Genomic DNA, 25,358 nt, shown 5'->3' with positions numbered 1-25,358 from the left:
CCAGCTTTCTCCATTCTGCGTCGTCCAGCATCACTCCTCCCAGTCAGGAGGAGCAAAACGCCCGCACACGGAACACGTTCAAGGCCGAACAGGCCGTAGCAGCTTGAAGCCTCTCACGCGTGAGCCAGCCGGCCCTAAACGCCTCCTGATCAGGCCGTATCGCTTGGCGCTACGCCAAGCCCAGCTAAGGCCTGAGTGGCACCGCCAACGAGAAAGCTCACATCAGCGCCAACTGTGACGAAGCGGAAGCCCTTGTTGGCCCAGCGCCGTGCGTAGGCAGGACTGCTGTTGTGCATGCCAGCGATCACACCGTGCTGCTGCGCCTTTGCCAGGATGTGCTCGACCGCCTCGACCACCCGCAGATCGTCTACGTCAGAGCGGGGCTCGCGACCGAGCGACAGAGCGAGGTCATTCGGACCGATGTAGACCGCGTCAAGTCCCTTCACGGAAAGGATCTCGTCGAGATTGTCGAGCGCCTCTCGTGTTTCGATCATCGCGAGTCCCGCCACGGTGTCGTTGGCGTGCTGGACATAGTCGGATCCAGCGTGAAGGACGGCTCGAGCAGGCCCGAAGCTGCGGCAGCCCTCGGGCGGGTAGCGCAACGCAGAGACGAACAGCTCTGCGTCAGCGCGCGTGTTCACCATCGGGCAGATGATGCCGTAGGCGCCAGCATCGAGCATCTTCATGACGATGCCCTGATCGAGCCAGGGCACACGCACGACCGGCACCGTTGGCGTGCTCGAAATCGCGGTCAGCATCGACACCGCTGCCTCAAATCCGATGAGGCCATGCTGCATGTCGACCGTCAGACTATCGAAGCCAGCATGGGCCAGTGTCTCCGCGCAAAAGGCATCAGGGATGGTGAGCCAGCTGTTCACCACCGGCTTGTCGGCAGCCCAGAGCGTCCGGATGCGATTCTCGCGCACGCGCGTCTCTCCCGTGTGGCAGCCGCAATCCTCGCGCCGCGCAGGACCTCATATCGGGCAGCGCATTCCAGCGACCATGCCCCATCAAGCCGCCTTCCGCTTTCCAGATACCGTGGCTGGTAGCTCTATGTCGATGTCGAGAGTCGAGACGCCCTCGCGCTGCTCAGCCTTGATCGATACCTTTTCGCCATCAATCGCTAGATGCTTGGCGATAACGGCAAGGATCTCCTCGCGCAGCGTTTCAACCAGGTTTGAGCGACTGCTCTCCGCCCTTTCGTGAGCAAGGATCAACTGAAGGCGCTCTCGCGCCACCGGCGCAGTGTCGCGTCGGCTGAGGAGGCTCAGGATGTTCATGCGGCCCTCCGGATGAAGAAGCGGTCGAGGAAGGACTTGCGGTCACTGAGCACGCTCAGTGGCACCGCCTCGCCGGTCAGTCGACGCACGGCGTCGGCATAGGCGCGAGCAGGCGCGCATTGTGGGTTGTTCAGGGTCACCGGGCAGCCGACGTTCGAGGCGCGCAGCACTTCCTGACTGTCCGGGATGATGGCGAGCAGGGGCAGCGACAGGATCTCGAGCACGTCCTCGATCTTCAACATGTCGCCCCGAGCAGCGCGCACTGAGTCATAGCGGGTGAGGATCAGATGCTTCTCTACCGGCTCGCCTTTCTCGGCCTTGATGGTCTTGGAATCCAGCAGCCCGATGATGCGGTCGGAATCGCGCACCGAGGAGACTTCCGGGTTCGTCACCACCACGGCGACGTCCGCGTGGCGCATGGCCAGCGTCGCGCCGCGCTCGATGCCGGCGGGCGAGTCGCAGATCACCCAGTCGAACTTCTCGCGCAGCTCGTCCATCACCCGGGCGACGCCGGCATCCGTCAGCGCGTCCTTGTCGCGGGTCTGCGAGGCCGGAAGGATGTGGAGCTTCGGTAAACGCTTATCACGGATCAGGGCCTGCGGCAGCTTGGCGTCGCCGCTGACCACATTGATGAGGTCATAGACGACGCGCCGCTCGGCGCCCATGACGAGGTCGAGGTTGCGCAGGCCGACGTCGAAGTCGACGACGCAGACGCTGGAGCCGCTCTGCGCGATGGCCGCGCCGAGCGCCGCCGTGGTGGTCGTCTTGCCGACGCCGCCCTTACCCGATGTGACGACGAGAACCTTGGACATTGATGCTCCCCTTGTAATGTGAGCGGAAGACAGAGCAGCAGTGGTCGCCGCCGAGCTACTGTCGATAAGCTCTCGGAGGAGCCTTTAATTTGAGTGAGACATGGTTAACAACGCGTTAAATACGCGCTGATCCTTGAATATTCGCGCGCGATCTTGGATCGTATTCATTCGGACATTTGACGCGCCGCGAGGGCCACGCCGGCCTGAGACAGGCAAACGATGTCAAGCGCCGCATTCCGACGCCAATGCCGACATGCGGCTCTCCAACGGCCACTGCGTCAACGGGTATCGCCGGGTGCCCTGGCATTGCGGCAAATGTCATCGAAATCATTCACAGATGGATCCAAGAGCTTGGTCCAGATGCCGGTGGGCCCAGGCTCCAAGCCCACCGGCAACTGCGTAGCCGTCTGGGACTTCATGTCCCGATGAGCCGAGATAGCGAAAACGCGAGACTATGCTCTTTGTGATCGGGCGCCGGATCCCGAGACGTGCAATAGCCACGCTCACAATCCGCGAGATCGAACGTCTATGAGCGACGGCATTCATCGTTCGGGACGAAAACCTAGAACTGGCAGCTGCACATCGTTCAGATCGCCGGGTCTGCGGCGAGCGATAATGAAATTGTGGGGACGAGCACTCGCTGGAAGCTCCAGAGGCGAAAGATGATCTACGACGTGTCAGTTCTAAGATCGCGCGGGCATTCTCTGCTGCGATGCAGGTGGAGTATCAGGCCTACAGCCACCGCAAGCTTTTGCTTGTCACCGCCATGAGATCGTCCACCGCTCGCCCGATCTGAGCTTTCGCCGAGTAGTGGATCATGTGCCCCTGCCCGGTGAGCACCGAGAGGGTGCTTCCTGCCACCTCCGCATGCAACCTGCGGGATTGCTCGTCGGCGTCGACGACCGCATCCGCATCGCCGGTCAAGATCGCGATTGGCAGGCGCAGCTTCGCATAATGCGGCTGAAGCAGCGCAGCGGCCGCGTTCATGCTCGCCGTGTCCTCGGCGCTTGCCCGGGCCTGGGTTGGCTGGATCGAGATGGCCACTGGAAAGCGCTTTGTGAACCGTGCTGGCACGGGCTGCGGCTTGAACACGTGCCGGAAGACGTGCGGGGCGAGCAGGTGCCCGACAGCAGCAGGCATCATCGACCGAGCAGCGTCTCCTATGCCTGGAACGGCCATGGGCGCGATCAGCGCCACATCGGCGCGACGGGTCGGGTAGTAGTAGCCAGACAGGAGCACCAAGCCCCGGGGTTGCTGTCTCGCTCGCGTTGCCAGAGCCAGCGCGACGATGGTTCCCCAGGAGTGCCCCACGATTAGGGGACGCTCGACGTTGAGCTTCTCCAACACGCGTTGGATCAGACGCGCCTGAGCGGAGGCTGTCCAAGCGCGATGGCGCGGTCGGTCAGTGTGGCCGAATCCGGGACGATCGACGGCTATGACACGGTAGCGTTTGGCAAGCTGATCAACGAGGCCGCAGATGACGAAGTCCTCGGACATGGTGCCGTTGCCGTGGATGAGCACCACAGTGCGGCCTTTGCCGCGTGCGATGTAGTGGACGTGCACTCCGTCGATATCGACAAACCGTCCTGGAGCCTTGCTGGTCTGCTCATCCTTGAGCTCGTTCAGCGCCTTCCGCGCTTGTCGAACAGACTTCCTACCCTGGCGAGCCGCGGCTTCGCTGAGCTTCGCCGAGGACTTCAGGAGCTTGGTGATGCCAGATGACAGCCTGCGAGACGCGCGTCGAGAGGCTCGTTGGCTCACGAAAGGAAACAAGCGGGAGCTCCAGGCAGCAGGCGCGGGCTTTAGCACAGAGCAGTGCGGCGGAAGCGAGACCGAGCTGATAAGGCTCGCCCCTCAAGGCTGCCTCTCGCGTCGGCACCGTCGTGTGGCGCGAACTTGCGCCACGGGCAAAGAGCAACTCAACGCCCGGTACCTTCCGCCACAGCTTGCTTGAGGCGTGCCTTCGCATCTGTCGCATCCGGCGGGTCGATGTGGCGATAGCGGGCCTGGACCAGCCCAAAGATCCCGAAGGCGAACAAGCCCGCAGCGGTTAAGGCCAAGAGCACCCAGCCGTATGGCTGGGCTCGCAACACCTGCAAAGCGCCGGCCAATCCCTTCACCTCGGCCGAACTGCTGTGCACGGCGGCAAGGATCAGAAAGGCGCCAATCAGACCAAAAACCACGCCGCGCGCTGCAAAGCCGAGGCGGCCCAGCGGCACGGCCCATCGCCGCACCTCAGCAGGAGGAGCAAGCCGCTCCAGCACGTCTCCTTTCCAGCCCTTGAGCAGAAAGGCCACGCCGACCCCGATCACCACCAGGCCGATCAGCCCGGTCAGCCACTGCCCGAGTGGCTTGCTCAACAACCACGCCGTCCAGTCGTGGGCAGCTTGATCATCGCCGCCACCCTGCCGTTGGCCGAGCGCGAGTTGTGCGGCCGAAAGGGCCAAGCCGCCATAGATGATGCCGCCGATGATGTGACCTGCGCGCTTGGCAAGGGCCTTGCCCGAGTTTCCGCGATGATCGGCATCCGAGACGGCTTCAACGATGCGCCAGCATGCAAACCCGACCAGGCCAGCGGCGATCAGGCCGAGCCATACGCGCCCGAATGGCTGAGCAAGAAGGGACGTCAGCGCGCTCTTACTTCCACCCGCCTGCCCACCCGAGCCGATGGCTGCCAGAACGGCCAAGCCACCGACGAGGCAATAGACGATGCCGCGTGCTCCGTAACCAGCGCGGGCCAGAAACTCGAGTGTGCGTGCCTCCAGGCGGAACAACGTCGGCCTCTCACCTGACGCAGAGGAGGAAGTAAGAACGAGGAAAGGGCGATGCCGTTCCGAGCTCTGCGTTCGCTCACTATCGTCAGCGATTCCGAGTGATCAGCATCAGTGCGCCATCAGAACCGGCAGTTCCGCGTGATGAAGAATGTGGCTTGTCGCGCCACCAAAAAATATCTGGCGTAAGCGGCTTTGTGTATAGGCGCCCTTGATCAGGAGATCGCAGCCAAGTGCCTGGGCCTCAGCGAGGAAAATCTCACCCGACGGAAATTTGCTTGCCGTGACGGTTCGGCCCTCTGCTAGGACGCCTTCGCACTTCAGGGCCATGGCAAGCTCCCGGCTCGTGGGACCAGGAACGCTGCTACCTTCTACTTCCAGCACAACAACCTGCCTCGCTTTGCGCAGGAACGGCATGGCAAACACAACGGCACGCGTCGTCTCCGTCGAGCCGTTCCAAGCAATCATGATCGTCTCGCCGAGCGATGTAGGAGAGATGGGCGGACTGATCAGAACCGGTCGGCCGCTCTCGAAGAGAAGAGCTTGGAAGCTCTCCATGGCGAAGCTAGGCTTGGCGTATTTGGGGCGTCGGACGATGCTTGCGCTGAACAGGCGAGAATGCTGGCTCATGGCGTCATCTCCGGTCAGCGGACCGGAATGCCAGCGATAGGACGGCCCAGAGCCGGGCGCCCCAGCTTCGCGGATGCCCCGCCTCATCAAGGCTGCGGCAAATGCCTCATGGAAGGCGAGCGCTTCCGTGTGCAAGCGATCAGCCCAAGGCGTTTGTTCGCCGCGCGTCCACGGCAGATCGCCGACGAGATCAACGTAGTCGGCAAGAGCAGGTAGGATGCAGGCCCCTTCAATAAGCCCATCAAAGTGCTGGGCGGCGAGGCAGGCGGTTGCGAGCAATGTCTCAAGCCCTTCATGCCCTACAACTGGAACGAAGAAAGTTTTCATCGCGCCCTCCGAATGTATCCACGCTGCAGCACAGAAAATGACCGCCTCATTGTGACGCTCAAGAGCCGGGATAGAGCTGATTGATCGCCTCGCAGATCGCTTCGAGGAGTGCTGGATCAGTCGGGTAGTCGTCGGCCGCGATGATCGTGTGGCCCCTGGTATCCTCGATCGCATCTCTCTTTGCGCTGAGATGCCAGGGCCGAGGATGCTTCCCGACGGCCGCCCGCAGTCGTGGATCTGTGCCGAAGTTTATCGGGTAGACCTTGTTCATGGCGGATCTCCCCTGCAGGGTGATGCGCTGTATCTGCTCGCCAAACCGGCCCCAGTTTGTAGCACGAAGCCCTCACGACATCCCGAGGGTCATCATGGTTCATCCGGGCCCAAGGACATGTTCGGGGACGTAGCCGGCCCAATTTGCACGCCCTTGGCTAACGCTGCGAGGTCCTGGGACTTCGAGCCCCGATGTGGTGACTGATTTTAGCAGTCTGGCTTTGACTGCCTGCGTTCTTGTCACATCCGGATCGGTTGCTCCCATCCCGATGCCCGTGCTCATTTTGCCTGCCCCGGGGTCTTTCGTGAACCTGGTCCGCGTCCAGTGGGTAGGCTCGCCGATGGGACTTCGCGTCCTCCGGAACTGTGAGCCGAACATCCCCACCGGGGTGCGAGTCGCAACCAGGGCATAGATTTGGCCGCGTAGTTCCAAGCTGACGTTGGCGTTTCAGATGGCTGTTTCAGCAAGGCTGCGATGATGAGACGCGCCGGAAACAGTCAGGCGCCCGGCTGCCGCTGTCGCCGTTCGAGGCAAATTGCGCGCCGTGGATAATATCGAACGCTTCGATGCTGGGAGTCTCTGGCCGGGCGTAGAGTGGATCTTTGCCTGAGCGCAATCGTTGCCTGAAGGCTGCGATTTCCCGGCAGCAGAGCTTCGAAAATAGGGCTTGGTGCCGTGAACAAGGGCTACGGGGTTCAGGTTACAGCGGCGTCACAACGCGACGGTAGGCGCACGACTGCGCCTGTCTTGGTGATCGCAACAGATGAGCAGGATGCTGCGCTTCTGGCTGCCGAAGCCGCTGGCCCTGATGCCACTGCCGAAGTCCTGCGAGAGCTCACCAAGGAGGAGATCCTCGAGCACGACCTCGACCTTGAGCAGCTCGGCACGATGAAGTCGCTGGCGGTGCTGAACTTCTAGCGCATAGCCCTGCGAGGACTAAGTCCCGTCCGGCGGGGGATCCGCCGGACCTAATGATCTCGCCCCGGCTGGCCGAGATCGGTCTGTTCGAGTTCTGCCGGGTCGCGGACACGATCAGCCTGGGCATGCAGCGACGAAGAAGCTCCTCCCTGAGATCGAGGAGGTCCTATCCATTCACGCGGCGAGCCATTGAGCTCTCATCCACGCGGTCCGTTGCGGCCCTTTTGCGCCGGCAGAATGCATTTGCGCGGCGCCGTGCGCCTGAAGGCCGGCTAACCTATTGCAGTGATTGGAGGCACTTAGCGTGTTGGAGAGCCGGGTCCTCCGCCTTCGGAGGGCAACGCTCTATCCAGCTGAGCTACGGGTGCTGACCGTGGCGATTCCCTAGCCCATGCGGCGCCCGGCGCAACGGGCTGAGGCTGCCAAGCGCCTGCTCGGCGGGATGGCTGCGCGGCCCTTCCTCGGCAAAGGTCACACGTCCGAATCGTGTCGGGTGCACACGAAGACCCAGGGCGCGTGAGGGGGCCGCTCGTGCGCCGGCAATGTGGCCGAGAGGATGCGCGGGTCTCGTGCCGCGCCAATCGTTTCGTCGCCACGCAGAGATACGGCGCCCGGATCGTGCCGCAACTGCGCCGTTATCGGGTTGCCCCGGTGTCACGCCGCGGGCCGCGAGAACCGGAAGCAGACCCGCCGTCAGGCCAGATCCTCGATGCGGATCGGCAGGCGGCGGATCCGGCGGCCCGTGGCGTGGTGCACGGCGTTGGCGATCGCCGCGTTGACTCCGATGATGCCGAGCTCGCCAAGACCCTTCACGCCGAGCGGATTCACGATCGCGTCCGGGTCCGGCACCAGCAGCGCCTCGACCGTGCCGACATCAGCCGCGGTGGGCACGAGATACTCGGCAAGGTCCGGATTGCGGTAGGCGGCACCGTCGAGGATGGTCTCCTCCAGCAGCGCGGAGCCGAGGCCCCAGATCATGCCGCCGACGAGCTGGCTCCTGGCGGTGAGCGGGTTGAGGATGCGGCCCGCCGCGATTGAGAAACGGATCTTTGCGTAGCGCTCCGCAAGCAAAAATCACCGCGTGACCCTAGGTGGTGCGGTTGTTCGTGCCAGGACCGTGCAGGGGACGCTCCTCCACGAGGCTGAGGCATCCGACGGCCAGGACGAGGCCAAGGCAGGCGGCGAGGAATACGAGACGGAAGGTGAGCCCGAGCTGGCCGGCGTCGGCCCCCTGAATCAGCGCCGCCATATCGTGGGCGGCCCCCGCGACGTCGTTCCTGCCCGCCCCGCCGAGCACGAGAGTGCCGAAGATCGCAACGATGAGCGCGCCGCCCAGTGAGCGGAAGAAGTTCATCGACGCCGTCGCGATGCCGAGCTGGTGCGGTGCGACGGCGTTCTGAACCACGATCGTCGACAGCGGCAACACGGTGCCGATCCCCATCGAGAGCAGCACGAACAGGATTTCGAGACTCCAGAGCGGCAGTTCCCGGCTTCCGAAGGCGAGCAGACCGCAAACCGCAACGCTCAGCGTCAGGGCAGCGAGCGGGATGCGCTTGTAGTGCTGGAAATACAGCATCGACCGGCTCGAGAGCGTAGCGCCCGCCACCGTCCCGACCATCAGCGGCACCATGGCCGCACCCGACTGGCTGGCGCTCAGGCCGACGACGCCTTCGAGGAAGATCGGGACGTAGATGCTCAGTCCGATCAGGGTGCCCATGGCGAAGCAGGCGGCCAGGGTTGCAGAGTAGACGACCCGGTCCCGCAGGACGCTCGTCGGGATCAGCGGTTCGGGTGCGGTCAGCAGCCGGGCCACGAAGCCGATGCCGACGAGGAGGCCGAAGGCCGCGAGCCCGAGCACGGGGACCGACCCCCAGGGATAGCGCACGCCGCCCCAGCTCAGGGCCAGCATCAGGCTCGTCGAGCTGAGGATCAGCAGACCCGCTCCCGGATAGTCGACGCTGTGGCGCCGCTCGTTGCGGGGCAGGAGCCTGAGCTTGTCGTTCGTCAGGGCGAAGGCGAGGAGCCCGATCGGCAGGTTGATCCAGAAGATCGCCGACCAGTGCAGGTGCTGGGCGAAGACGCCGCCGAGCAGGGGGCCCGCCACCGAGGCGAGGGCGAAGACGCCCGCGATGTAGACCTGGTAGCGGGCCCGCTCCTTGGGCGACAGGATGTCGGCGAGGATCGTCTGCGCCAGCGCGATCAGCCCGCCCCCGCCGATGCCCTGAAGGCCGCGCGCCAGCGCGAGCGCGACCATCGTCGGCGCGAGCGCGCAGAGCAGGGATCCCAGGCTGAAGGTCGCGATGGCGAACAGCAGCACGATCCGGCGGCCGTGGATGTCCGAGAGCTTGCCGTAGAGCGGCGTCACGGCCGTGGAGGCGAGGAGATAGGCCGTGACGATCCAGGGCAGGTTCTCGGCATCGCCGAGCTCGAGCCCGATCGTCGGCATGGCGGTCGCCACGATGGTCTGATCGAGGGCGGCGAGCAGCATCGCGGTGACGAGTCCGATTATGATCGAGCGGATCTCGGCTGCGCCGAGGCGCGCCTGCACGGCGCCACGTTGGGGTGCGTTCACGTCCGATCGGCCTCGGCGCGGGAGGGGATGTTCCGGTAAAGCCCGTGTCGCTCTCGATCGAGATCGGATGACGGCACGCGGCCCCGGTTCCGGTCACGCCACACAGGTTCTCATTGGGGCGAGACGAAGGCGTTCGACCGTCGGGAGCGCGTCGCCGGTGGCCGCGAGCGCTGCCGTGTTGTCGAAGATGCACCCGTTCGCCACCCCATCCCTCGCCTCGGCCTCGAGACCCTCTGCCAGCGCGTCGAGCGCATCCGGCGTGTAGGCCGGCGTGACGAGGCGACGAATGTGTCTCACCGCCCGGTGCTGCCAAGGGCTGGCATTCCGGGCCGGAACGGGCAGATTTTAAATCAAATGCGACGCACGTGCTCTACGCCTTTTTATTTAGCAGAAAACTTTGCCGCTCAAGAAGATGCCAAGAAGCTTGCCGAGGAAATCCCTCAGAGCGACAATGCTCCGTAGGACAGCATTAAATTATGTGGCATTGACAATGGTCGACCTCTCGGCGCTTTCCCTAATCCTTGTCATCGGCTTGGCGATCTGTCTGCTCGCAGCCGGGGCGCCGAGCTCTGTCGCCATCCTGTGCCTTGCCCTCGCGGGCGGACCGATCGTCTCCATCCTGGCGAGGAAGGAGGATTGGATCTGACACGCCGCGCGCGGCCCGCCCGGCGCCCGATCCTCGGGCAGCGCCTCGCATGCTTCCTGCCGCTGAATCGGCTCGATCGGCGGTTCAGCCGCGTCCTTTCCGCGTGGTCACATGCGCCGACCTCCGCCCACCGCCAAGACCCTCGCGCGGCACCGGCCGGCCAGCACCACGGAGGCGACGGGACGGATCCGGTTGAGCGTGATACGCGCGTCACGCGTCGAGGGCGCTGCCGCTGCGGCTCCGGTTTGAGCAGGGGGCCTCAGTCGCGCATGCGCCGGCCACATGCCGAGATCGCTGCGCCCGCTTCGTCCGATCGGCACGCTCGCCGGAGAGACGATGTTGTGCCTTGCGCGGCCTTCGTCGAGGCGACACCCTGCGGGCATTTCAAAGCTTCACCGCCCGACAGGCGATGGCGCGTTTGCCCGGGAGGAGCGTGACCGTTGAGATGCAGCTTCGCTTTCTGGCTCGCTGCACTCGCCCTCTGCATCGGCACAAGCCCAGCCTGGCCGGACGAACCGCTGGCGCGGGTCGCGAACGGGCTGACCTTCGATCAGTTCGTTGACAGGATGCTCTCGGACTACGCGGTGCCCGGCGCGGTCGTCGCCGTCGCGAACGCGCAGGGTGCCGTCTTCGTCAAGGGTTACGGTGTACGCGAAGCCAGCAAGCCCGCACCGGTTGATTCCGACACCCGCTTCCAAGTCGCCTCGGTCAGCAAGTTCATCGCCGCGACGGCCGTCGGCACTCTGGTCGACCGCGGCGTTATCGCCTGGGACGTGCCGGTCCGCACCTTCGCTCCGCAACTCATGCTTGCGGTGCCCTATGCGAGCCAGAATGCGACCCTGCGGGACTACTTCGCTCACCGCACCGGACTGCCCGCCTATGCCGGCGACTTGCTGGCGGAGTTGGGCGTCGGGGCGGAGGAACTCGTCCGCCGTGCCCGCTTCCTCCCGTTTGATCACAGCTTCCGGGAGAAAATGGCTTATTCCAATTACGGGATCTTTCTGGGCCAGCAGGCCGCCGCGCAGGCGGTGGGCCTGACCGCTCCGCAATTGCTCGTGCAAGCCATCTTGGATCCGCTCGAGATGAGGCGGAGCGGGCCAGCGCAAGCTGAACTCCTCAAGGACGAAAATCGGGCCGCGGCGCATGATCTCGACGGAACGGTCATGCCCTACGAGAACGTCGATGCGTTCAGCGGTGCGGGCGCCGTCGTGTCGACGGGCGCCGACATCGCGCGCTGGATGAGCATGGTGCTGGCCGGGGGCACCGTCGCGGGCCGCCAGGTGCTGGCGAAAACCGCGCTCGACCAGATCATGGCAGCCAGCATGGTCGAGCCCCCCGGCGGCCCGCTGCACGATCCGAACGCGGCCGCAGGGCTCGGCTGCGACAGCTATCATTTCTTGACCCGGCGGGTCGTCGAGAAGAACGGCGCGTTGAACGGCATGCGCACGATCGTGACGCTCGTTCCGGAGCTGAAGATCGGCATCGCGGTATTCGCCAACAAGCAGCTCACGGTCTTCCCTGAAGCCGTGCGTGCGGAGTTCCTGGAGCGCGAAATCGGCCGCACCGGCAGGGATCTCCAGGCGCAGATCCGTTCCGAGCAGGCTGCCTGGACCAGCCTGCTCGCCATCCCGAAGCCGCCCGGCGACGCCGCGCCGATGGCCCACGCCTGGGACGCCTATACGGGCCTCTACGAGAGCCCCTTCTACGGCCTGCTCCGGATCGAGCGAGCGGGCGATGCCCTCGGCGCCTCGATCGGCGGCTACGCGGCAAAGCTCACGCACTGGTCCGATGACACGTTCCTTCTCACTTTTCCGAACCCGGACATCGCGCCGGGCCTCCTGACCTTCGCGTTCGCGGACGAAGCACCGAACGCCAGCAACATCGGCGGCAATCGCCTGAACGGCACGCTGAGCGTCAACTACGGCCACTTCACACGTGCGCCCTGAGAAGACGCGAGGGCCGCCATGGAAGAGGCACTGCATCGCTGGCTCCAGTCCTCTGTGTCCATCCGAGCTGACGTCCTCGCCCTGATCGGCTTCGTCCTCGCGTTCGTGGCGATGGTCCATGTCCTCATGCACAAACGTGAGGTCGGGACTGCGATCGGCTGGATCGGCCTCGTTTGGCTTTCTCCCCTCCTCGGCACTGCGCTCTATGCCCTCTTCGGCATCAACCGGGTCTCGCGCCGGGCGCGTCAGCTCAGCGCAAGGCCGTCGCTGCAGGCGACCGGGGCGCCAGACCATGCCTCCCCCGTGCAGCCGGATCTTGCCTCACTCGAATACGCAGTCCGGCAAATCACCGGCTTGCCGGTCCGGCTCGGCAACGCGGTCGCGCCATTGCGCAACGGTGACGAGGCGTATCCGGCCATGCTGGAGGCGATCGGCGCGGCCCGGCGCTCGGTGGCGCTCTCAAGCTATATCTTCCGCAACGACGCGATCGGAGGCGCCTTCTTCGAGGCCCTCGTTGCCGCACAGGCGCGAGGAGCCGAGGTGCGCGTGCTGATCGACGGAATCGGCAGCGGCTACTTCCTGCACGGGATCTACCGGCGGCTGCGCCGCGCCGGCGTGCCGGTCGGGCTCTTCATGCACTCGGCGCTGCCCTGGCGGATGCCGTTCCTGAATCTGCGCACACACAAGAAGCTCCTCGTCGTGGACGGAACGGTCGCCTTCACGGGCGGGATCAACATCGGGGACGAGAATCGCGTCGCTCTGCAGCCCGCGACCCCCGTGCGGGACACGCACTTCCGGATCGAAGGACCCGTCATCGAGCAGCTTACGGCGGCCTTTGCGAGCGATTGGGCTTTCGTCACGAAGGAGGAACTCGACGGCGAGCGCTGGTTCCCGAGCCTCGGGCCCAGCCCCGGGCCTTTGGGCGAGAGCGCGGCGCGAGTCGTCACCTCGGGCCCCGACGCGGACATCGAGAAGATCGAGTTCGTTGTGCTGCAGGCGCTCGTCTGTGCCCGGCGCAGCATCCGCCTCGTCACGCCCTACTTCTTACCGAACGAGGTGCTGGGCAGCGTCCTGTCGCTGGCGGCGGTTCGAGGCGTCTCGGTGGATGTCATCATCCCGAAGGCCAGCAACCACCGTCTTGTCGACTGGGCGACGCGGGCGCATGTCGGGCCGCTGCTCGAGAGCGGCGTGCGCATCTGGCTCGACGAGCCGCCCTTCGATCACTCCAAGATGCTCGTCATCGACGAGGCGTGGAGCTTCGTCGGCAGCGCGAACTGGGACATGCGCAGCTTCCGCCTCAACTTCGAGCTCAACGTCGAGATTTATGATTGCAGCCTGGCGGAGCGGCTCGGCCAGTCGATGCAGCAGAAGATGACGTCGCGCCTGACGCAGGCGGATCTCGGGAGGCGCTCACTTCCTATCCGGCTGCGCGACGCCGGCGTCCGCCTGCTTTTACCATACCTCTGACGTCCTGCTCATCGCCCGCGGAGCCGAACTCGCGGCGAGGTCGGCTTCGGTCGTAGTGGGCTCGGCCCCGCGAAGGATTCCAGTCTGGGCGCCCGAACCGCCCACGGGGCCGGACCGCGGCGGGGCGAGCCGGGCCATGCTGCCCGGAGATCGCGCTTCTTCGCGCTGGCGATGACCGGAAATCGCGTTTTCCGGCGTGGAGCCCGGGGCGTCCGTCGGCGTTCCCCGCTCCCGATGCAACGGAGAATTGCGCAAGTGATGGCCAGGCGAAAGATCAGGACGGCAGCCGACCAAGACGAGGCGCACTCCTCTGTGCCTCTTCTGCCGACCGGAGCGCTGGCCACCGCGCTGCTGTCGCTCGAGGGCGCGCCCCTCGTCCACGTGGCGCGTGACGCACGGCGCCTCGAGGAATTGGCGGAGATCCTGCGGGCGCTCGCGCCCGGCCGCGGCGTCGCGGTCTACCCGGAATGGGATTGCCTGCCCTACGACCGAGCATCGCCCTCGCGCGGCGTCATGGGAGCGCGCTCCGGCGTGCTGCGCTGGCTCACGGACGCGGCCAACCTGCCGGACCTCGTCCTGACGACCGGGCCGGCCCTGCTCCAGCGCGTGCCGCCGCCCGCGACCTGGGCCACGGCCCGCCTGGAGATCCGGATCGGCGACACGCTCGAGCCGGAGCCGACGATCGCCGCCCTGCAGCGCCTCGGCTACATCCTCGACGACCGCGTCGACGAGCCGGGCGAGGTCGCGATCCGTGGGCGCGTCATCGACCTGTTCCCGGCGGCTGCGCCGATGCCGTGCCGGATCGAGCTCGACGACCGCCGCGTAACGGCGATCCGCTCCTACGAGGCGGTCTCGCAACGCTCCATCGCGGATGCGGACGTGCTCGTCGTCGATCCGGCCACCGAGATCATCCTGGCGCCGGGCTCCGAGGCGACGCTGAGACCCTTCACGGGCCAGGAGCACGAACTCCCTCGCTTCTACCCGGAACTCGCGAGCCTCCTCGACTACGTGCCCGAGGCGCGGCTCGTGATCGAGGCCGGAGCCGAGGAGCGAATCGACGCCTTCTTCGAGCAGATCCGGGATGGCCGGGAGAATGCCCCGCGTCCCTCGGGCGAGACAATGCCGGGCCCGACCGGCGGGCTCTACCTCACGCCGCAGGAATGGTCAGACCTCGTTGCGCGCAAGCAACTCGCCCTTGCGGAGGAGGTGGAGAACACCACCGTGCCGGTCTTCGCACGCGAGCGGCGACCCCGGCCCGCCTTCGCGCGATACCTTCGCGAACGGCAGAAGGCCGGCGACCGCATCCTGCTGGCCAGCTCGAAGCGCAGCTTGCGCCGGCTCGCCCAGGAGGCGGTGTCGGTCCTCGGACACAAGCTTCAGCGCGCCAACGCCTGGGCCGCTCTCCTGAAGGCTGAGCCTGGTCAGGTTCTCGTCATGGAGGCGCCGCTCGACGCCGGCTTCCACGTGCCGGACGCGGCTGCCACCGTCCTCACCGCATCCGATCTTCTCGGGCACCAAGCAGGCGAAGCCGCGGGCGGCGCGACAGCGACACTGCCGATCAGCGAGGTCGAGCTGCGCATCGGCGACGCGGCTATCCACAGTGATCACGGCCTCTGTGTCTTCGAGGGGCTGGAGCCCGTGACCGGACCGGCTGGCTTGCCGGAGGACGCCGTGCGCCTGCGCTTTTCCGATGACGCAGTTCTGATGGCGCCCGCCGGCCAAGCCGGCCGGATCTGGCGCTACGGCTCGGAGACGGATGCCGTGAGCCTCGATCGCCTTGAGGGCGGCACCTGGGAGAAGCGATGGGCCGGCGTCGAGGAGGCCCTCAAGCGCACTGCGCAGCTGATGCTGGAGCTGGCCGAAGCTTGCCGCCGGACGAGAGCCGAGGTGCTCGTTCCACCCGCCCGCGAGATGGAGCGTTTTGCTGCAGGATTCGGCTTCGCGCTCACGCCCGATCAGGCAAGTGCGATCGACGCTGTGCTCCGTGGCCTAGCCTCGGGGCACCCGATGGACCGGCTGGTCTGCGGTGACGTCGGCTTCGGTAAGACCGAGGTGGCGCTGCGCGCAGCGGCCGCGGCCCTGTTTGCCGGCCGGCAGGTCGCGATCGCAGCTCCCACCACCGTGCTGGTGCGCCAGCACGTGCAGACCTTCCGGCGTCGGTTCGCGCGCTTCGGCATCGAGGTGGCGCAGCTGTCGCGCCTCGTCCCACCCGCGGAGGCGCGACGCGTCAAGGCCGGCCTCGCCGACGGCTCCGTCCGGCTCGTGATCGGCACGCACGCGCTCGCTGGGCGCGGCGTGCGGTTCGCCGATCTGGGCTTGATGGTCATCGACGAGGAGCAGCGCTTCGGGGCGCGGCAGAAGGAGCGTCTGCGTGCGCTGGGGCGGCAGGCGCATGTCCTGACCCTGACCGCGACGCCGATCCCCCGCACGCTACAGACCGCGCTCATCGGCCTCCAGGATCTCAGCGTGATCGCTACGCCGCCCGTCGTGCGCCAGCCGATCCGCACGCTCGTCGCATCCTTCGCGCCAGACACGGTTCGAGCCGCGCTTCTGCGCGAGCACCGTCGCGGTGGCCAGAGCTTCGTCGTCTGCCCCCGCATCGCCGACCTCGCGCCGATGCAAGCTCGCCTCCGCGAGATCGCACCGGAGCTCGAGATCCTCGTGGCGCATGGCGATCTCGACCCGTCGGAGATGGATGAGGTCATGGTGCGCTTTGCGGATGGCGAGGGTGACGTTCTGCTCGCCACCAACATCATCGAGAGCGGCCTCGACGTGCCGCGAGCCAACACCATGCTGGTCTGGCACCCGGAGAAGTTCGGACTCAGCCAGCTGCATCAGCTGCGCGGCCGGGTTGGTCGCGGGCAGCGCCGGGCCGTGACCTATCTGCTGAGCGACCCGGACAAGCCGCTGTCGCCGGCCAGCGAGAAGCGGCTGCGCACGCTGGAAGCTCTCGACCGGCTCGGAGCCGGATTCGCGATCAGCGCGCGCGACCTGGATCTACGAGGCGCGGGTGACCTCGTGGGTGAGGATCAGGCTGGACATGTCAGGCTGATCGGGCTCGGGCTCTACCAGCACCTGCTCGAGCAAGCTCTGAGGGCCGCGCGCGGCGAGCCGATCGAGGATTGGCATCCTGAGGTCCAGCTTGGGCTCTCGGAGTGGGTGCCGGAGAGCTATGTGCCTGAGCCGGAGCTGCGCCTGAGCCTCTACACGCGCCTGGCGCGGCTGCGAACGCAGGAAGAGGCCGAGGCCCTGCGAGAGGAGATCGAGGACCGGTTCGGTCCGCTGCCGGCCCCCGTCGAGGAACTGATCGCCCTGGCCCGACTCCGGGCCGCCTGCGTTGATCTGGGCATTGAGCGTCTGAGCGGAGGTCCGCACGGGCTCGCAGCCGACTTCCGGCCGGGGAGGCTCGGAGAGTTGGTCCTGAGCGGCAATGAACTGGATCGGCGCGGCGACAGGCTGATCCTGCCGCAGGGCAGTCCCGATCCAGCACAGCGCGCCCGCCTCGCTGCGGAGCTCTTGGAACAATTGCAGGATAGGCGTGAGGCTCACCAGCTGAGCGCATCACGACATACCTAACGGTCCAGCCAGTGTGACGCTTCCCGCCCCGGGGCAGCGGTCACACGTCCGAATCGTGTCGGGTGCACGCGAAGACCCAGGGCGCGTGAGGGGGCCGCTCGTGCGCCGGCAATGTGGCCGAGAGGATGCGCGGGTCTCGTGCCGCGCCAATCGTTTCGTCGCCACGCAGAGATACGGCGCCCGGATCGTGCCGCAACTGCGCCGTTATCGGGTTGCCCCGGTGTCACGCCGCGGGCCGCGAGAACCGGAAGCAGACCCGCCGTCAGGCCAGATCCTCGATGCGGATCGGCAGGCGGCGGATCCGGCGGCCCGTGGCGTGGTGCACGGCGTTGGCGATCGCCGCGTTGACTCCGATGATGCCGAGCTCGCCAAGACCCTTCACGCCGAGCGGATTCACGATCGCGTCCGGGTCCGGCACCAGCAGCGCCTCGACCGTGCCGACATCAGCCGCGGTGGGCACGAGATACTCGGCAAGGTCCGGATTGCGGTAGGCGGCACCGTCGAGGATGGTCTCCTCCAGCAGCGCGGAGCCGAGGCCCCAGATCATGCCGCCGACGAGCTGGCTCCTGGCGGTGAGCGGGTTGAGGATGCGCCCTGCCGCGAAAGCGCCGGTCAGACGCGCGACGCGGATCTCGCCCGTCTCGATATGGACTTGCACTTCAGCGAACTGGGCGCCGAAGCCCCAGGACAGGGCATCGCCACCCATCGTCAGGCCGATATGGCCGGCGCGCAAGTCCTCCAGCGCCTTCGGCGTCGCGCCCGGCGGCACGAACTCAGCCAGAACCTCGATACCCGCAGGGTCCCGGAGGCCGGCCGCCGCGCCAAGCGGCAGCGCGCGACCGTCCGGCGCTGTGAACGCACCATCCGCGAGGCGCAGACCGTCCGGATCGCAGCCTTCCAGCGGCTGTCCTGATGCCGTCGCAGCCCTCGCCAGCTGGGCGCGCAGGCGATCGCAGCCGAGCACCAGCGTGTTCATCAGGCTCGTCGTGGTGCTCGACCCGCCCGAGATGCCTGCCGGCGGCAGGGCGGTGTCGCCGAGCCGCACCCGCACCCGCTCCACCGGCATGTCCAGTTGGTCGGCGACGCCCATTGCGAGGAGGGTCGTGATGCCGTTACCGATCTCGTGATGGGCGGTTGCGACCTCTGCAGAGCCGTCCGGGTAGAGCCGCAGCCGCATCGTCGCCGCGGCGATCTTCACAGGCCGCGCGGCGGACGCGCAGCCAAGACCGATTTGTCAGGGCCCGTCGCGCAGCCTCTCGCCCCGCGGTAGCCGGCGCTCCCAACCGAAAGCGGACGCGGCCGCCTCGAAACAGGCCATCAGCGGCCGCGTCGAGAAAGGCTTGCCGGTAATGGGATCGATGCCGGTATCGTTGCGGCGGCGCAGTTCGATCGGATCGAGCCCAAGTTCCGAGGCCATCTCATCGACGGCGCTTTCCAGGGCGAACAGGTAAGGCACCTCCGGCGGTGCGCGCATCGGTCCTGGCGTGTTGCGATCGACCCGGACTGCCCGTTCCTCGGTGCGGACGGCGGGGCACGCGTAGAGGCTCGCAGTCACGTCCGCCCCCTCCATCGCGAAGGGGTCGAAGCGCGAAGTGATCACCTCGGCCTCGTGCACCAGTGCCGTGAAGCGCCCGTCGCGGTCGGCGGCGAGGCGGATGTCGTGGCGCGACTCCGGTCGGTAATTCGCGATGGTGAAGCATTGCCGCCGGGTCGGCACCAGCGCGACCGGGCACCCCAGACGCCGCGCTGCGAGCGCGACCAGGGCGGTGTGCTGCGACAGACCAAATTTTGATCCGAAATGCCCGCCGATGAGGCCCGAGATCACCCGGATGCGGGCCGGATCCAAGCCGAGTTGAGCGGCTAGACCGTGCTGCACCGCCCCAATGTAGCGGGCCGGCTCGTGCACGGTGAGCGTGTCGCCGGTCCAGGCGCAGCGGGTGGTGAACAACTCGATCGGGTTGTGATGCTGGACCGGTGTCTCGTAGCGGGCCGCGACTCGCGCAGCCGCCTTCTGCCAGGCGGCGTCAGGATCGCCCTTGGCAATATCTTCATGATGCGGCTTCAGGTCAGCGAGCCGGACGATCTCGGCGCCTGGATCATCGAAGGTTCCGGCGGCGGGCTCCGGTTCGTAGCCGACCTGCAGCAGGGCGGCCGCCCGCGCAGCCGCCTCCTGCGTCCGGCCGACGACCAGCGCAACGATCTGCCCGGCATAGGCGACGCGGTCTGAAGCGAGCGGCCGGTGCGCACTGTTGACGTAGCCGCCCGCCATCAGGTGCGGCACCGGGGCGACGGCGCCGGCAAAATCGCGATGCGTGAAGATCCCGAGGAGGCCCGGCACTGCTTCGGCCGCGAACTGGTCGAAGCCGGTGATGCGCCCCCGTGCGATTGGGCTGGTGACGAGCACCGCGTGGGCAACGGCCCCGTCACGCGTGTCCGAGGCGTAGACCGCCGCGCCCGTGACCTTGGCGCGTCCCTCGATCCGGACATGCGGGTGCCCGAGCACGCGCTGCTCTGCCGCATCCTTCCCATCCATCCCGATGTCTCCCGGCGGCCGGATCATTCGAACAGCAATCGCGATCGGCGGCGCCATGCGACCGGCCGGTGATCCGGAGGCCGGTCGGCGAAATTCACGCCCTTGCGTCGAAGGCGGATGCGGGGCCGGCAAGGGTGATCAGACCGCGCTTCCAGCGAGTCTGTCGTTCGGCGCGCAGACGTCCTTCCCGGCGTCGTAGAAGCTCACCCGCTCGATAGGGCTCGCGGGCGTCTCGAGCGGAGTGGCATGAGCAGGGGCTGAGCGTTCACCGCAAGGGCGTGACGAGCCCGACCGCGTCGGCGGCCGGGCGATCGTCTCTCAGCGATCGCGGCGTTCGCGGACGGTGGTGCGCTCCTCGCGCCGCTCGATCCGCTCTCTGCGCGGCTCGGGATCAACGCCGAGCACGCCACCGACGGTGCCCGTTGCTGCGCCTACGGCTCCGCCAACCACGCCGCCGACCGGCCCAGCTGCGCGGTTGCCATCTTCGACTCCGCGTTCCGCACCCCGCACGGTGCCTTGCGCCTGGGCTGATCCGGTCAAAGCGGCAGAGCATAGAAGAATGGTTGCAGTAAGGAGTGCGCACTTCATGGACGATTTCCTGAACTTGTTCCGTGAGATTCCGGCCGTGCCGCACGCTCCGGCCGTGCCTCACGCGCCGGCTTAGATGTCGGTCAATGTTTCGGGAGCCGAAAAGGCTGCAGTCCGCCCGAAGCCCAAAGGCGTGTTGCGAGCGGCTTCGGACTCAATCTGCCAGGCCTTCCGCTGGGAGCGCGCCGCCTTGGTGTCCGCCCGTGGTTGAAGGCGTCTTTCACCCCGCCCGCGCCAGGTCCAACCGGCTGCCCCCTACGCAGGCTGGGAGCGACTCCGCGGAAGAACCTGGCCCGTAGCGCATCCCTCGCAGCATGGTGGTCAAGCGCACCACCACACCGCGGGATCAAACACCTAGCCACCTCCTATGCGCTGCGCCGCCGAGGCAGAACGACCGTCCAGGACATTGCAATCGCCACGGACGCAGGTGCCGAGAACGTGCAGCTCGCGATCAAGCGCCACGAGATCGGCGGCAAAGCTGGGCGCGATCCGTCCGATCTGCGCATCTAGGCCGAGAAAGCGGGCAGGCGTCAGCGAGGCCATCGTCAACGCCTCCTCGAGCGATGCGCCGCCACGCGCCGTCATGTGACGCACAGCCCCCGCCATCGTCAGCATCGAGCCCGCGAGTGTTCCATCGGCGCCTGCGAGGCGGCTTCCCTCGCGGTGGATCGTGCGCCCAAACAGCGTGAAGGTCGCACGCGCCTCCGGGTCGCCGACCGGCGACATGGCATCGGTGACGAGCATCAGGCGCCCTGGCCCCTTCATGCGCCGCGCCAGGACGAGCGCGACGTCCCCGACGTGATGCCCATCGGCGATGATCCCGGCAAAGGCTCGGTCGTCCGTCAGGGCTATGCCGACCGCGCCTGCCTCGCGCGGCCCGAGCTGCGACATCGCGTTGAACAGATGCGTGAAGCCGGAGAGCCCCTCATCGAGCGCAGCGCGGATCGCGCTGCCCTCATCCGCCGTGTGACCCGCGCACACGCGCGCGCCTCGGGCGACGAGGCCTGCGACCGTGCCTGGCGGCACGGCCTCGGGCGCCAGGGTTACGAGGGTGATGCCCGTGCCGCCGAGCCCGGTGAGAAGCGCGATGTCACCCGGCTCGAACCGCGCGAGGCGCGCGGGATCATGGATGCCTGGACGCTGAGGGCTGAGGAAGGGGCCCTCCAAGTGAATGCCAAGGATGCCTGGCACTCCGGCCGCCATGGCCGAGGAGACGGCCTGAATGGCGGTCCGGATCACCGGACGCGTGTCGCTGATCAGCGTCGGGAGGAGTGCGGTCGTGCCGCCGAGGCGGCGGTGGGCTGCCGCGATCCGCGCGATCCCAGCCGGGCTCGGGTCGTCATTGAGGAGGACGCCGCCGCCGCCATTGACCTGCACATCGACGAAGCCCGGCGCCAGGATCGCGCCCTGCGGCAGTCGGACGAGTCGAGCGGCAGAAGGCGGGTTCGGCGTCAGGTCGACGATGCGCCCGCCGCGGACCACGACCGTGCGGTCGTGGTGCAACGCCTCGCCATCGAAGACCTGCTCGGCGGCGATGACGACGTCGGGCGATGCTGACGCAGCGAGATCCATCACAGCGTCTCCGTGACCTTGGTCAAGCCGGCTGGCGCATCGGGATCGAGTCCGCGGCGGCGCGCCTCGCGCTCGATCGCGCAGTATGCGGGCACAAGCATCACGATCGGATCGCAGGCGGGATGGCCGTCCGGGAGCCAGGGTAGGGTTCCGGCTGGCCCGCCGCAGGAATGCACCCGGATACCGCCTCGCCGGAGATCCTGCACGAGATGATCGATGCCTTCAGCCACAGGATCTGCCTGGCGCAGGGCCAGCACAGGCGTTGCACTCGAAACCGAGGCGCGTGGCCCGTGCCGGAGTTCCGCGGCGCTGTAGCCGAGCGCGGGCAGGTGCAGGGTCTCCGAGAGTTTCAGGGCGATCTCCCGCACCGTGCCGAGCCCATGGCCGCGCCCGGTGACGAACGTGGCCGGCGTCTCGGCCAGATCCGCAGTCCATGCGGACCAGTCGAGCGCGAGCGCCTGGGCGAGGCGTGCCGGCAGGGCCGCGAGGCTGCCCGCGAGTGCGCGGTCTGCGGACCATCGGGCGACCAGTGCGGCGCTTGCAACAAGAGAGTTCACCACCGTCTTCGTCGCCGCAACCGCCTGCTCCGGGCCCGCCGCGATCGGCAGCACCAGCTCGGCTGCGTGCGCTGCAGGCGAGGCAACGTCGTTGACGATCGCGAGCGTCAGCGCCCCGCCAGCCCGCGCAGCTTGCGTCGCGGCGATGAGGTCGGGCGAGCGGCCCGATTGCGAGATGACGATGAACAGCGCCCCCGCGACTTGCGGCGCGCGATCGTAGCCTGTGACGACGGACGGCGCCGACGCAGACACCGCCAGGCCGAGCCGCGTCTCGATGAGGTAGCGTAGGTAAACGCCGACATGCCCCGAACTGCCCCGGCCGCAAAGGACGACGAAAGGAAAGCTGCGCTTCGATAGCGCGGCAGCGATCTGCTCCACATCGCCACCGCCCGCACAGAGCGACGCCGCGACGTTCGGCACCGCCGCGATCTCGCGCGCCATGAAGCTCACCGGCATGCCGGTTTCTGATCCGGTCCGGCTCACGCGTCGTTCGCCTTGTTACGGAGCGCGGTAGCCTGCCGGTCCGCAGCCGCGATTGCACGGCGTAAGCTGCCGTCGTGACGCTCCAGGAGCCCCTCGGCCTCATTGCGGTTCGAACCCAGCGCGATCAGAACGGCGAGCTTGATGTCGCCGTTAGCCTCCGCGCTGGCGCGAGCCGCCGCGTCCTCATCGCACTCGGCCAGCTGCGCCACCATGGCGACGCCGCGGCTGCGCAGCTTCTTGTTCGTTGCGCGCATCGCGATCATCCGACCTCGGTAGACCCGCCCGAGCCGGATCATGACCAACGTCGAGAGCAGGTTAAGAACGACCTTCTGTGCGGTGCCCGCCTTCATCCGTGTGGAGCCGGCGACCACCTCCTCACCCGTGGCTACGAGGATCGGATGGGTGCAATGCTGCAGGATGGGCGTGTCGGGGTTATTCGCCACGCCGATCGTGACGGCCCCGAGTGTGCGTGCAGCCTTGAGAGCAGAGAGCGTGAAGGGGGTCGTTCCGCTGGCGGAGAGCCCGATAACGACGTCTTCCGGGCGGACCGCCGCCTCCTCGATCCATGCCATCGCGTCGGCTGTCGAGTCCTCAGCACCCTCCACGGCTTGCAGGATGGCGCCGTCCCCGCCCGCGATAGCGAAGCCGAGCCGCTCCTCCGGCCAGTCGAATGTGGGCGGCAATTCTACGCCGTCCTGGACGCCTATCCGCGCCGACGTGCCTGCACCGACATAGAAGAGGCGCCCGTCTCGGCGAAGGCCCGCCTCGGCAGCCGCTGCCGCTGCAGCGATCGCGTGAAGTGCTGGGCCGATTGCTGCAACCGCTGCAAGCTGAGCCTCCCAAAGCGCGTGAAGGATGTCGATGCTTCCCCAAGCATCGAGATCAGCGTAGCGGGCGCTGGCGTTCTCGGTATTCATCCCTTCATGTCCCTCTCGGAAGCACCCGTCTACCTAGCCTGCACGAGTGCCGTTCTCGCCCACAGAAAGGCGCGCCGGGTTCGATGAACGTGGGCAGCCGATAAAGGCTCCAATGGCGCACCAGCGAAACGATCAGTTCGGCCGGTCGAGATTGCATCGAGCGTCCGGTCTTACTCGGGAAGAAACCTTGGCAGTTTCGAAACGGCTGAGGTGCAGGGTGCATACCGCCCGAAGGAGGGTTGATACGCATTGCCCTGGGGGCCGCTCCACGAGCAGGGGATCTATAACTGCCGCCGCGACATCCACGCCGTCTTCGTCGGTCAGCGGCGACCGTTTGGTGACGTTGCGAGGAGGATCCCGCCTGGCGCCTGCCACGCGTTCGAGTTGACAGGAGAGCGGTTAGAGGGGCTATCTTGGGCTATCGGGAAGCGATCTCCCGACGAGGCTCCGGCCGAAGAATCGCGTCCAACCTGCATCCGATGCAAGGACGCGCCATGGCCACGCCCAATTCCATTCCCGTCGATAAGTTTGCTCGTCTCGTCGGCACGCCCGCCTGCCCCGTCATCATCGACGTCAGGTCGGACGACGCCTTCCGCGATGACCCACGGCTGATTCCCGGCAGCCTACGTCGTTCCGTCGTGGGCATCGATGACTGGATCCGGGATCTCATCGGCCGGAGCGCGGTGGTCGCCTGTCGGCACGGCCACGACCTCAGCTACGGCACCGCGGCCTACCTCCGCCAAGCCGGCGTTGACGCCGAAACACTGGAAGGCGGGGTCGAGGCCTGGGCCACGGCTGGCCTGCCGATGGTCCCCGAGGCCAAGCTGCCGCCCCGCGATGCTCAGGGCCGGACGGTCTGGGTTACCCGTGCGCGACCCAAGATCGACCGTATCGCCTGCCCTTGGCTGGTCCGCCGCTTCGTCGACCCGCAGGCGATCTTCCTGTTCGTGCCTCCCGCCGAGGTCGGTGGCGTCGCAGAGCGGTTCGGGGGCGCCCCCTTCGACATCGACGAGCCGGGGGTGTTCTGGAGCCACCGGGGCGAGCTCTGCACCTTCGACGTGATGGTCGAGGAGCTCGGCCTCGCGACCGAGCCGCTCCTTCATCTCGCCACCCTGGTGCGGGCAGCTGATACGGCGAGGCCGGATCTCGCGCCCGAAGCTGCCGGCCTGCTCGCGGCGTCGCTGGGGCTATCGCGGATCTACGCCGACGACTTGGAGCAGCTCGACGCCGGCATGGTCCTCTACGACGCCTTCTACCGCTGGTGCCGCGACGCGACCGACGAGACCCACAACTGGCCCACCAACAAGCTCAAGGCGAGGTCCTGACCATGGCGGGTGCCATGCTCACCAACACCAAAATCTCGCCTGAGACGGAGCGGAGAAATTCCCCGCTGCCCGTGACGCTCGGCCAGGCCCTGCCGGTCTGGTCTCGCATCGCCGCGCTCTCGTTTGGCGGGCCGGCCGGGCAGATCGCGGTGATGCACCGCGTCCTC

At 66.9% G+C, this 25,358-nt stretch carries 20 protein-coding genes and 2 pseudogenes; 6 read left to right on the top strand and 16 right to left on the bottom strand.

Annotation, left to right across the window (positions count from 1 at the left end; all coding sequences use genetic code 11):
* Positions 1-149: 149 nt before the first annotated feature.
* The 7 genes from WDW90_RS25290 to WDW90_RS25260 form a co-directional block, all read right to left on the bottom strand.
* Positions 150-926: an HpcH/HpaI aldolase family protein gene (locus WDW90_RS25290; protein ID WP_336490255.1), complete on the bottom strand. Its 777-nt coding sequence runs from the start codon at positions 924-926 to the stop codon at positions 150-152.
* Between the two features lie 84 nt (positions 927-1,010).
* Entirely contained in the window at positions 1,011-1,280 is a 270-nt protein-coding gene (gene minE / locus WDW90_RS25285) for a cell division topological specificity factor MinE (protein WP_336490254.1), read from the bottom strand.
* Entirely contained in the window at positions 1,277-2,092 is an 816-nt protein-coding gene (minD, locus tag WDW90_RS25280) for a septum site-determining protein MinD (RefSeq protein WP_336490253.1), read from the bottom strand. The genes minE and minD overlap by 4 nt, the downstream gene beginning before the upstream one ends.
* 732 nt (positions 2,093-2,824) lie before the next feature.
* On the bottom strand, positions 2,825-3,865 hold the full coding sequence (locus WDW90_RS25275) for an alpha/beta fold hydrolase (protein WP_336490252.1): 1,041 nt from the start codon (positions 3,863-3,865) through the stop codon (positions 2,825-2,827).
* A gap of 146 nt (positions 3,866-4,011) precedes the next feature.
* Positions 4,012-4,866, bottom strand: a complete 855-nt coding sequence (locus WDW90_RS25270) for a DUF1206 domain-containing protein (RefSeq protein ID WP_336490251.1) — start codon at positions 4,864-4,866, stop codon at positions 4,012-4,014.
* Between the two features lie 108 nt (positions 4,867-4,974).
* Positions 4,975-5,820 carry a universal stress protein gene (locus tag WDW90_RS25265; RefSeq protein ID WP_336490250.1) on the bottom strand — a complete coding sequence of 282 codons (846 nt, stop codon included), beginning with the start codon at positions 5,818-5,820 and terminating at the stop codon, positions 4,975-4,977.
* 58 nt (positions 5,821-5,878) lie between these two features.
* Positions 5,879-6,091 carry a hypothetical protein gene (locus WDW90_RS25260; protein WP_336490249.1) on the bottom strand — a complete coding sequence of 71 codons (213 nt, stop codon included), beginning with the start codon at positions 6,089-6,091 and terminating at the stop codon, positions 5,879-5,881.
* 675 nt (positions 6,092-6,766) lie between these two features.
* Between WDW90_RS25260 and WDW90_RS25255 the strand changes: the two genes are divergently transcribed.
* A complete protein-coding gene (locus WDW90_RS25255; protein ID WP_336490248.1) occupies positions 6,767-7,009 on the top strand; it encodes a hypothetical protein in 243 nt (80 codons plus the stop codon).
* Between the two features lie 693 nt (positions 7,010-7,702).
* Here the strand turns inward: WDW90_RS25255 and WDW90_RS25250 are convergent.
* The 3 genes and pseudogenes from WDW90_RS25250 to WDW90_RS25240 form a co-directional block, all read right to left on the bottom strand.
* A pseudogene (locus WDW90_RS25250) lies at positions 7,703-8,044 on the bottom strand (molybdopterin cofactor-binding domain-containing protein); the annotation flags it as partial.
* A gap of 52 nt (positions 8,045-8,096) precedes the next feature.
* The gene (locus WDW90_RS25245) at positions 8,097-9,581 is read right to left on the bottom strand and encodes an MDR family MFS transporter (RefSeq protein ID WP_336490247.1); all 1,485 of its coding nucleotides are present in this window, start codon (positions 9,579-9,581) and stop codon (positions 8,097-8,099) included.
* Between the two features lie 93 nt (positions 9,582-9,674).
* Positions 9,675-9,878, bottom strand: coding sequence for a DUF72 domain-containing protein (locus WDW90_RS25240; RefSeq protein WP_336490246.1), 204 nt, complete (start codon positions 9,876-9,878; stop codon positions 9,675-9,677).
* A gap of 789 nt (positions 9,879-10,667) precedes the next feature.
* On the opposite strand from WDW90_RS25240, the gene WDW90_RS25235 reads away from it, so the two are divergent.
* The 3 genes from WDW90_RS25235 (at position 10,668) to WDW90_RS25225 (ending at position 17,216) form a co-directional block, all read left to right on the top strand.
* The gene (locus WDW90_RS25235) at positions 10,668-12,173 is read left to right on the top strand and encodes a serine hydrolase (RefSeq protein WP_336490245.1); all 1,506 of its coding nucleotides are present in this window, start codon (positions 10,668-10,670) and stop codon (positions 12,171-12,173) included.
* An 18-nt stretch (positions 12,174-12,191) separates the two neighbouring features.
* On the top strand, positions 12,192-13,640 hold the full coding sequence (locus WDW90_RS25230; protein ID WP_336490244.1) for a phospholipase D-like domain-containing protein: 1,449 nt from the start codon (positions 12,192-12,194) through the stop codon (positions 13,638-13,640).
* 258 nt (positions 13,641-13,898) lie between these two features.
* Complete coding sequence (locus tag WDW90_RS25225; protein ID WP_336490243.1) at positions 13,899-17,216, top strand: TRCF domain-containing protein; 3,318 nt, start codon at positions 13,899-13,901, stop codon at positions 17,214-17,216.
* Positions 17,217-17,478: 262 nt separating this feature from the next.
* Here the strand turns inward: WDW90_RS25225 and WDW90_RS25220 are convergent, their stop codons facing one another.
* The 6 genes from WDW90_RS25220 to WDW90_RS25195 all read right to left on the bottom strand — a co-directional run bounded on the left by WDW90_RS25220 (position 17,479) and on the right by WDW90_RS25195 (position 23,866).
* Positions 17,479-18,447, bottom strand: coding sequence for a xanthine dehydrogenase family protein molybdopterin-binding subunit (locus WDW90_RS25220; protein WP_336490256.1), 969 nt, complete (start codon positions 18,445-18,447; stop codon positions 17,479-17,481).
* Between the two features lie 3 nt (positions 18,448-18,450).
* On the bottom strand, positions 18,451-19,749 hold the full coding sequence (locus tag WDW90_RS25215) for a xanthine dehydrogenase family protein molybdopterin-binding subunit (RefSeq protein ID WP_336490242.1): 1,299 nt from the start codon (positions 19,747-19,749) through the stop codon (positions 18,451-18,453).
* A gap of 318 nt (positions 19,750-20,067) precedes the next feature.
* Positions 20,068-20,337 carry a hypothetical protein gene (locus WDW90_RS25210; protein ID WP_336490241.1) on the bottom strand — a complete coding sequence of 90 codons (270 nt, stop codon included), beginning with the start codon at positions 20,335-20,337 and terminating at the stop codon, positions 20,068-20,070.
* A 354-nt stretch (positions 20,338-20,691) separates the two neighbouring features.
* Positions 20,692-21,909, bottom strand: coding sequence for an N-acetylglucosamine-6-phosphate deacetylase (nagA, locus tag WDW90_RS25205; protein WP_336490240.1), 1,218 nt, complete (start codon positions 21,907-21,909; stop codon positions 20,692-20,694).
* A complete protein-coding gene (locus WDW90_RS25200) occupies positions 21,909-22,922 on the bottom strand; it encodes an SIS domain-containing protein (protein WP_336490238.1) in 1,014 nt (337 codons plus the stop codon). Before WDW90_RS25200 ends, nagA begins: the two co-directional genes overlap by 1 nt.
* Positions 22,923-22,945: 23 nt before the next feature.
* Positions 22,946-23,866, bottom strand: a complete 921-nt coding sequence (locus WDW90_RS25195) for an N-acetylmuramic acid 6-phosphate etherase (protein ID WP_336490237.1) — start codon at positions 23,864-23,866, stop codon at positions 22,946-22,948.
* Positions 23,867-24,360: 494 nt separating this feature from the next.
* Between WDW90_RS25195 and WDW90_RS25190 the strand changes: the two genes are divergently transcribed.
* Positions 24,361-25,191, top strand: a complete 831-nt coding sequence (locus tag WDW90_RS25190; RefSeq protein ID WP_336490236.1) for a chromate resistance protein ChrB domain-containing protein — start codon at positions 24,361-24,363, stop codon at positions 25,189-25,191.
* A 14-nt stretch (positions 25,192-25,205) separates the two neighbouring features.
* Positions 25,206-25,358, top strand: a pseudogene (locus WDW90_RS25185) (chromate transporter); the annotation flags it as partial.

The sequence above is a fragment of the Methylobacterium nigriterrae genome, from assembly GCF_037106235.1.
GTDB classification, from domain to species: Bacteria; Pseudomonadota; Alphaproteobacteria; order Rhizobiales; family Beijerinckiaceae; genus Methylobacterium; species Methylobacterium nigriterrae.
This window is presented reverse-complemented; position numbering and strand designations above follow the sequence as displayed.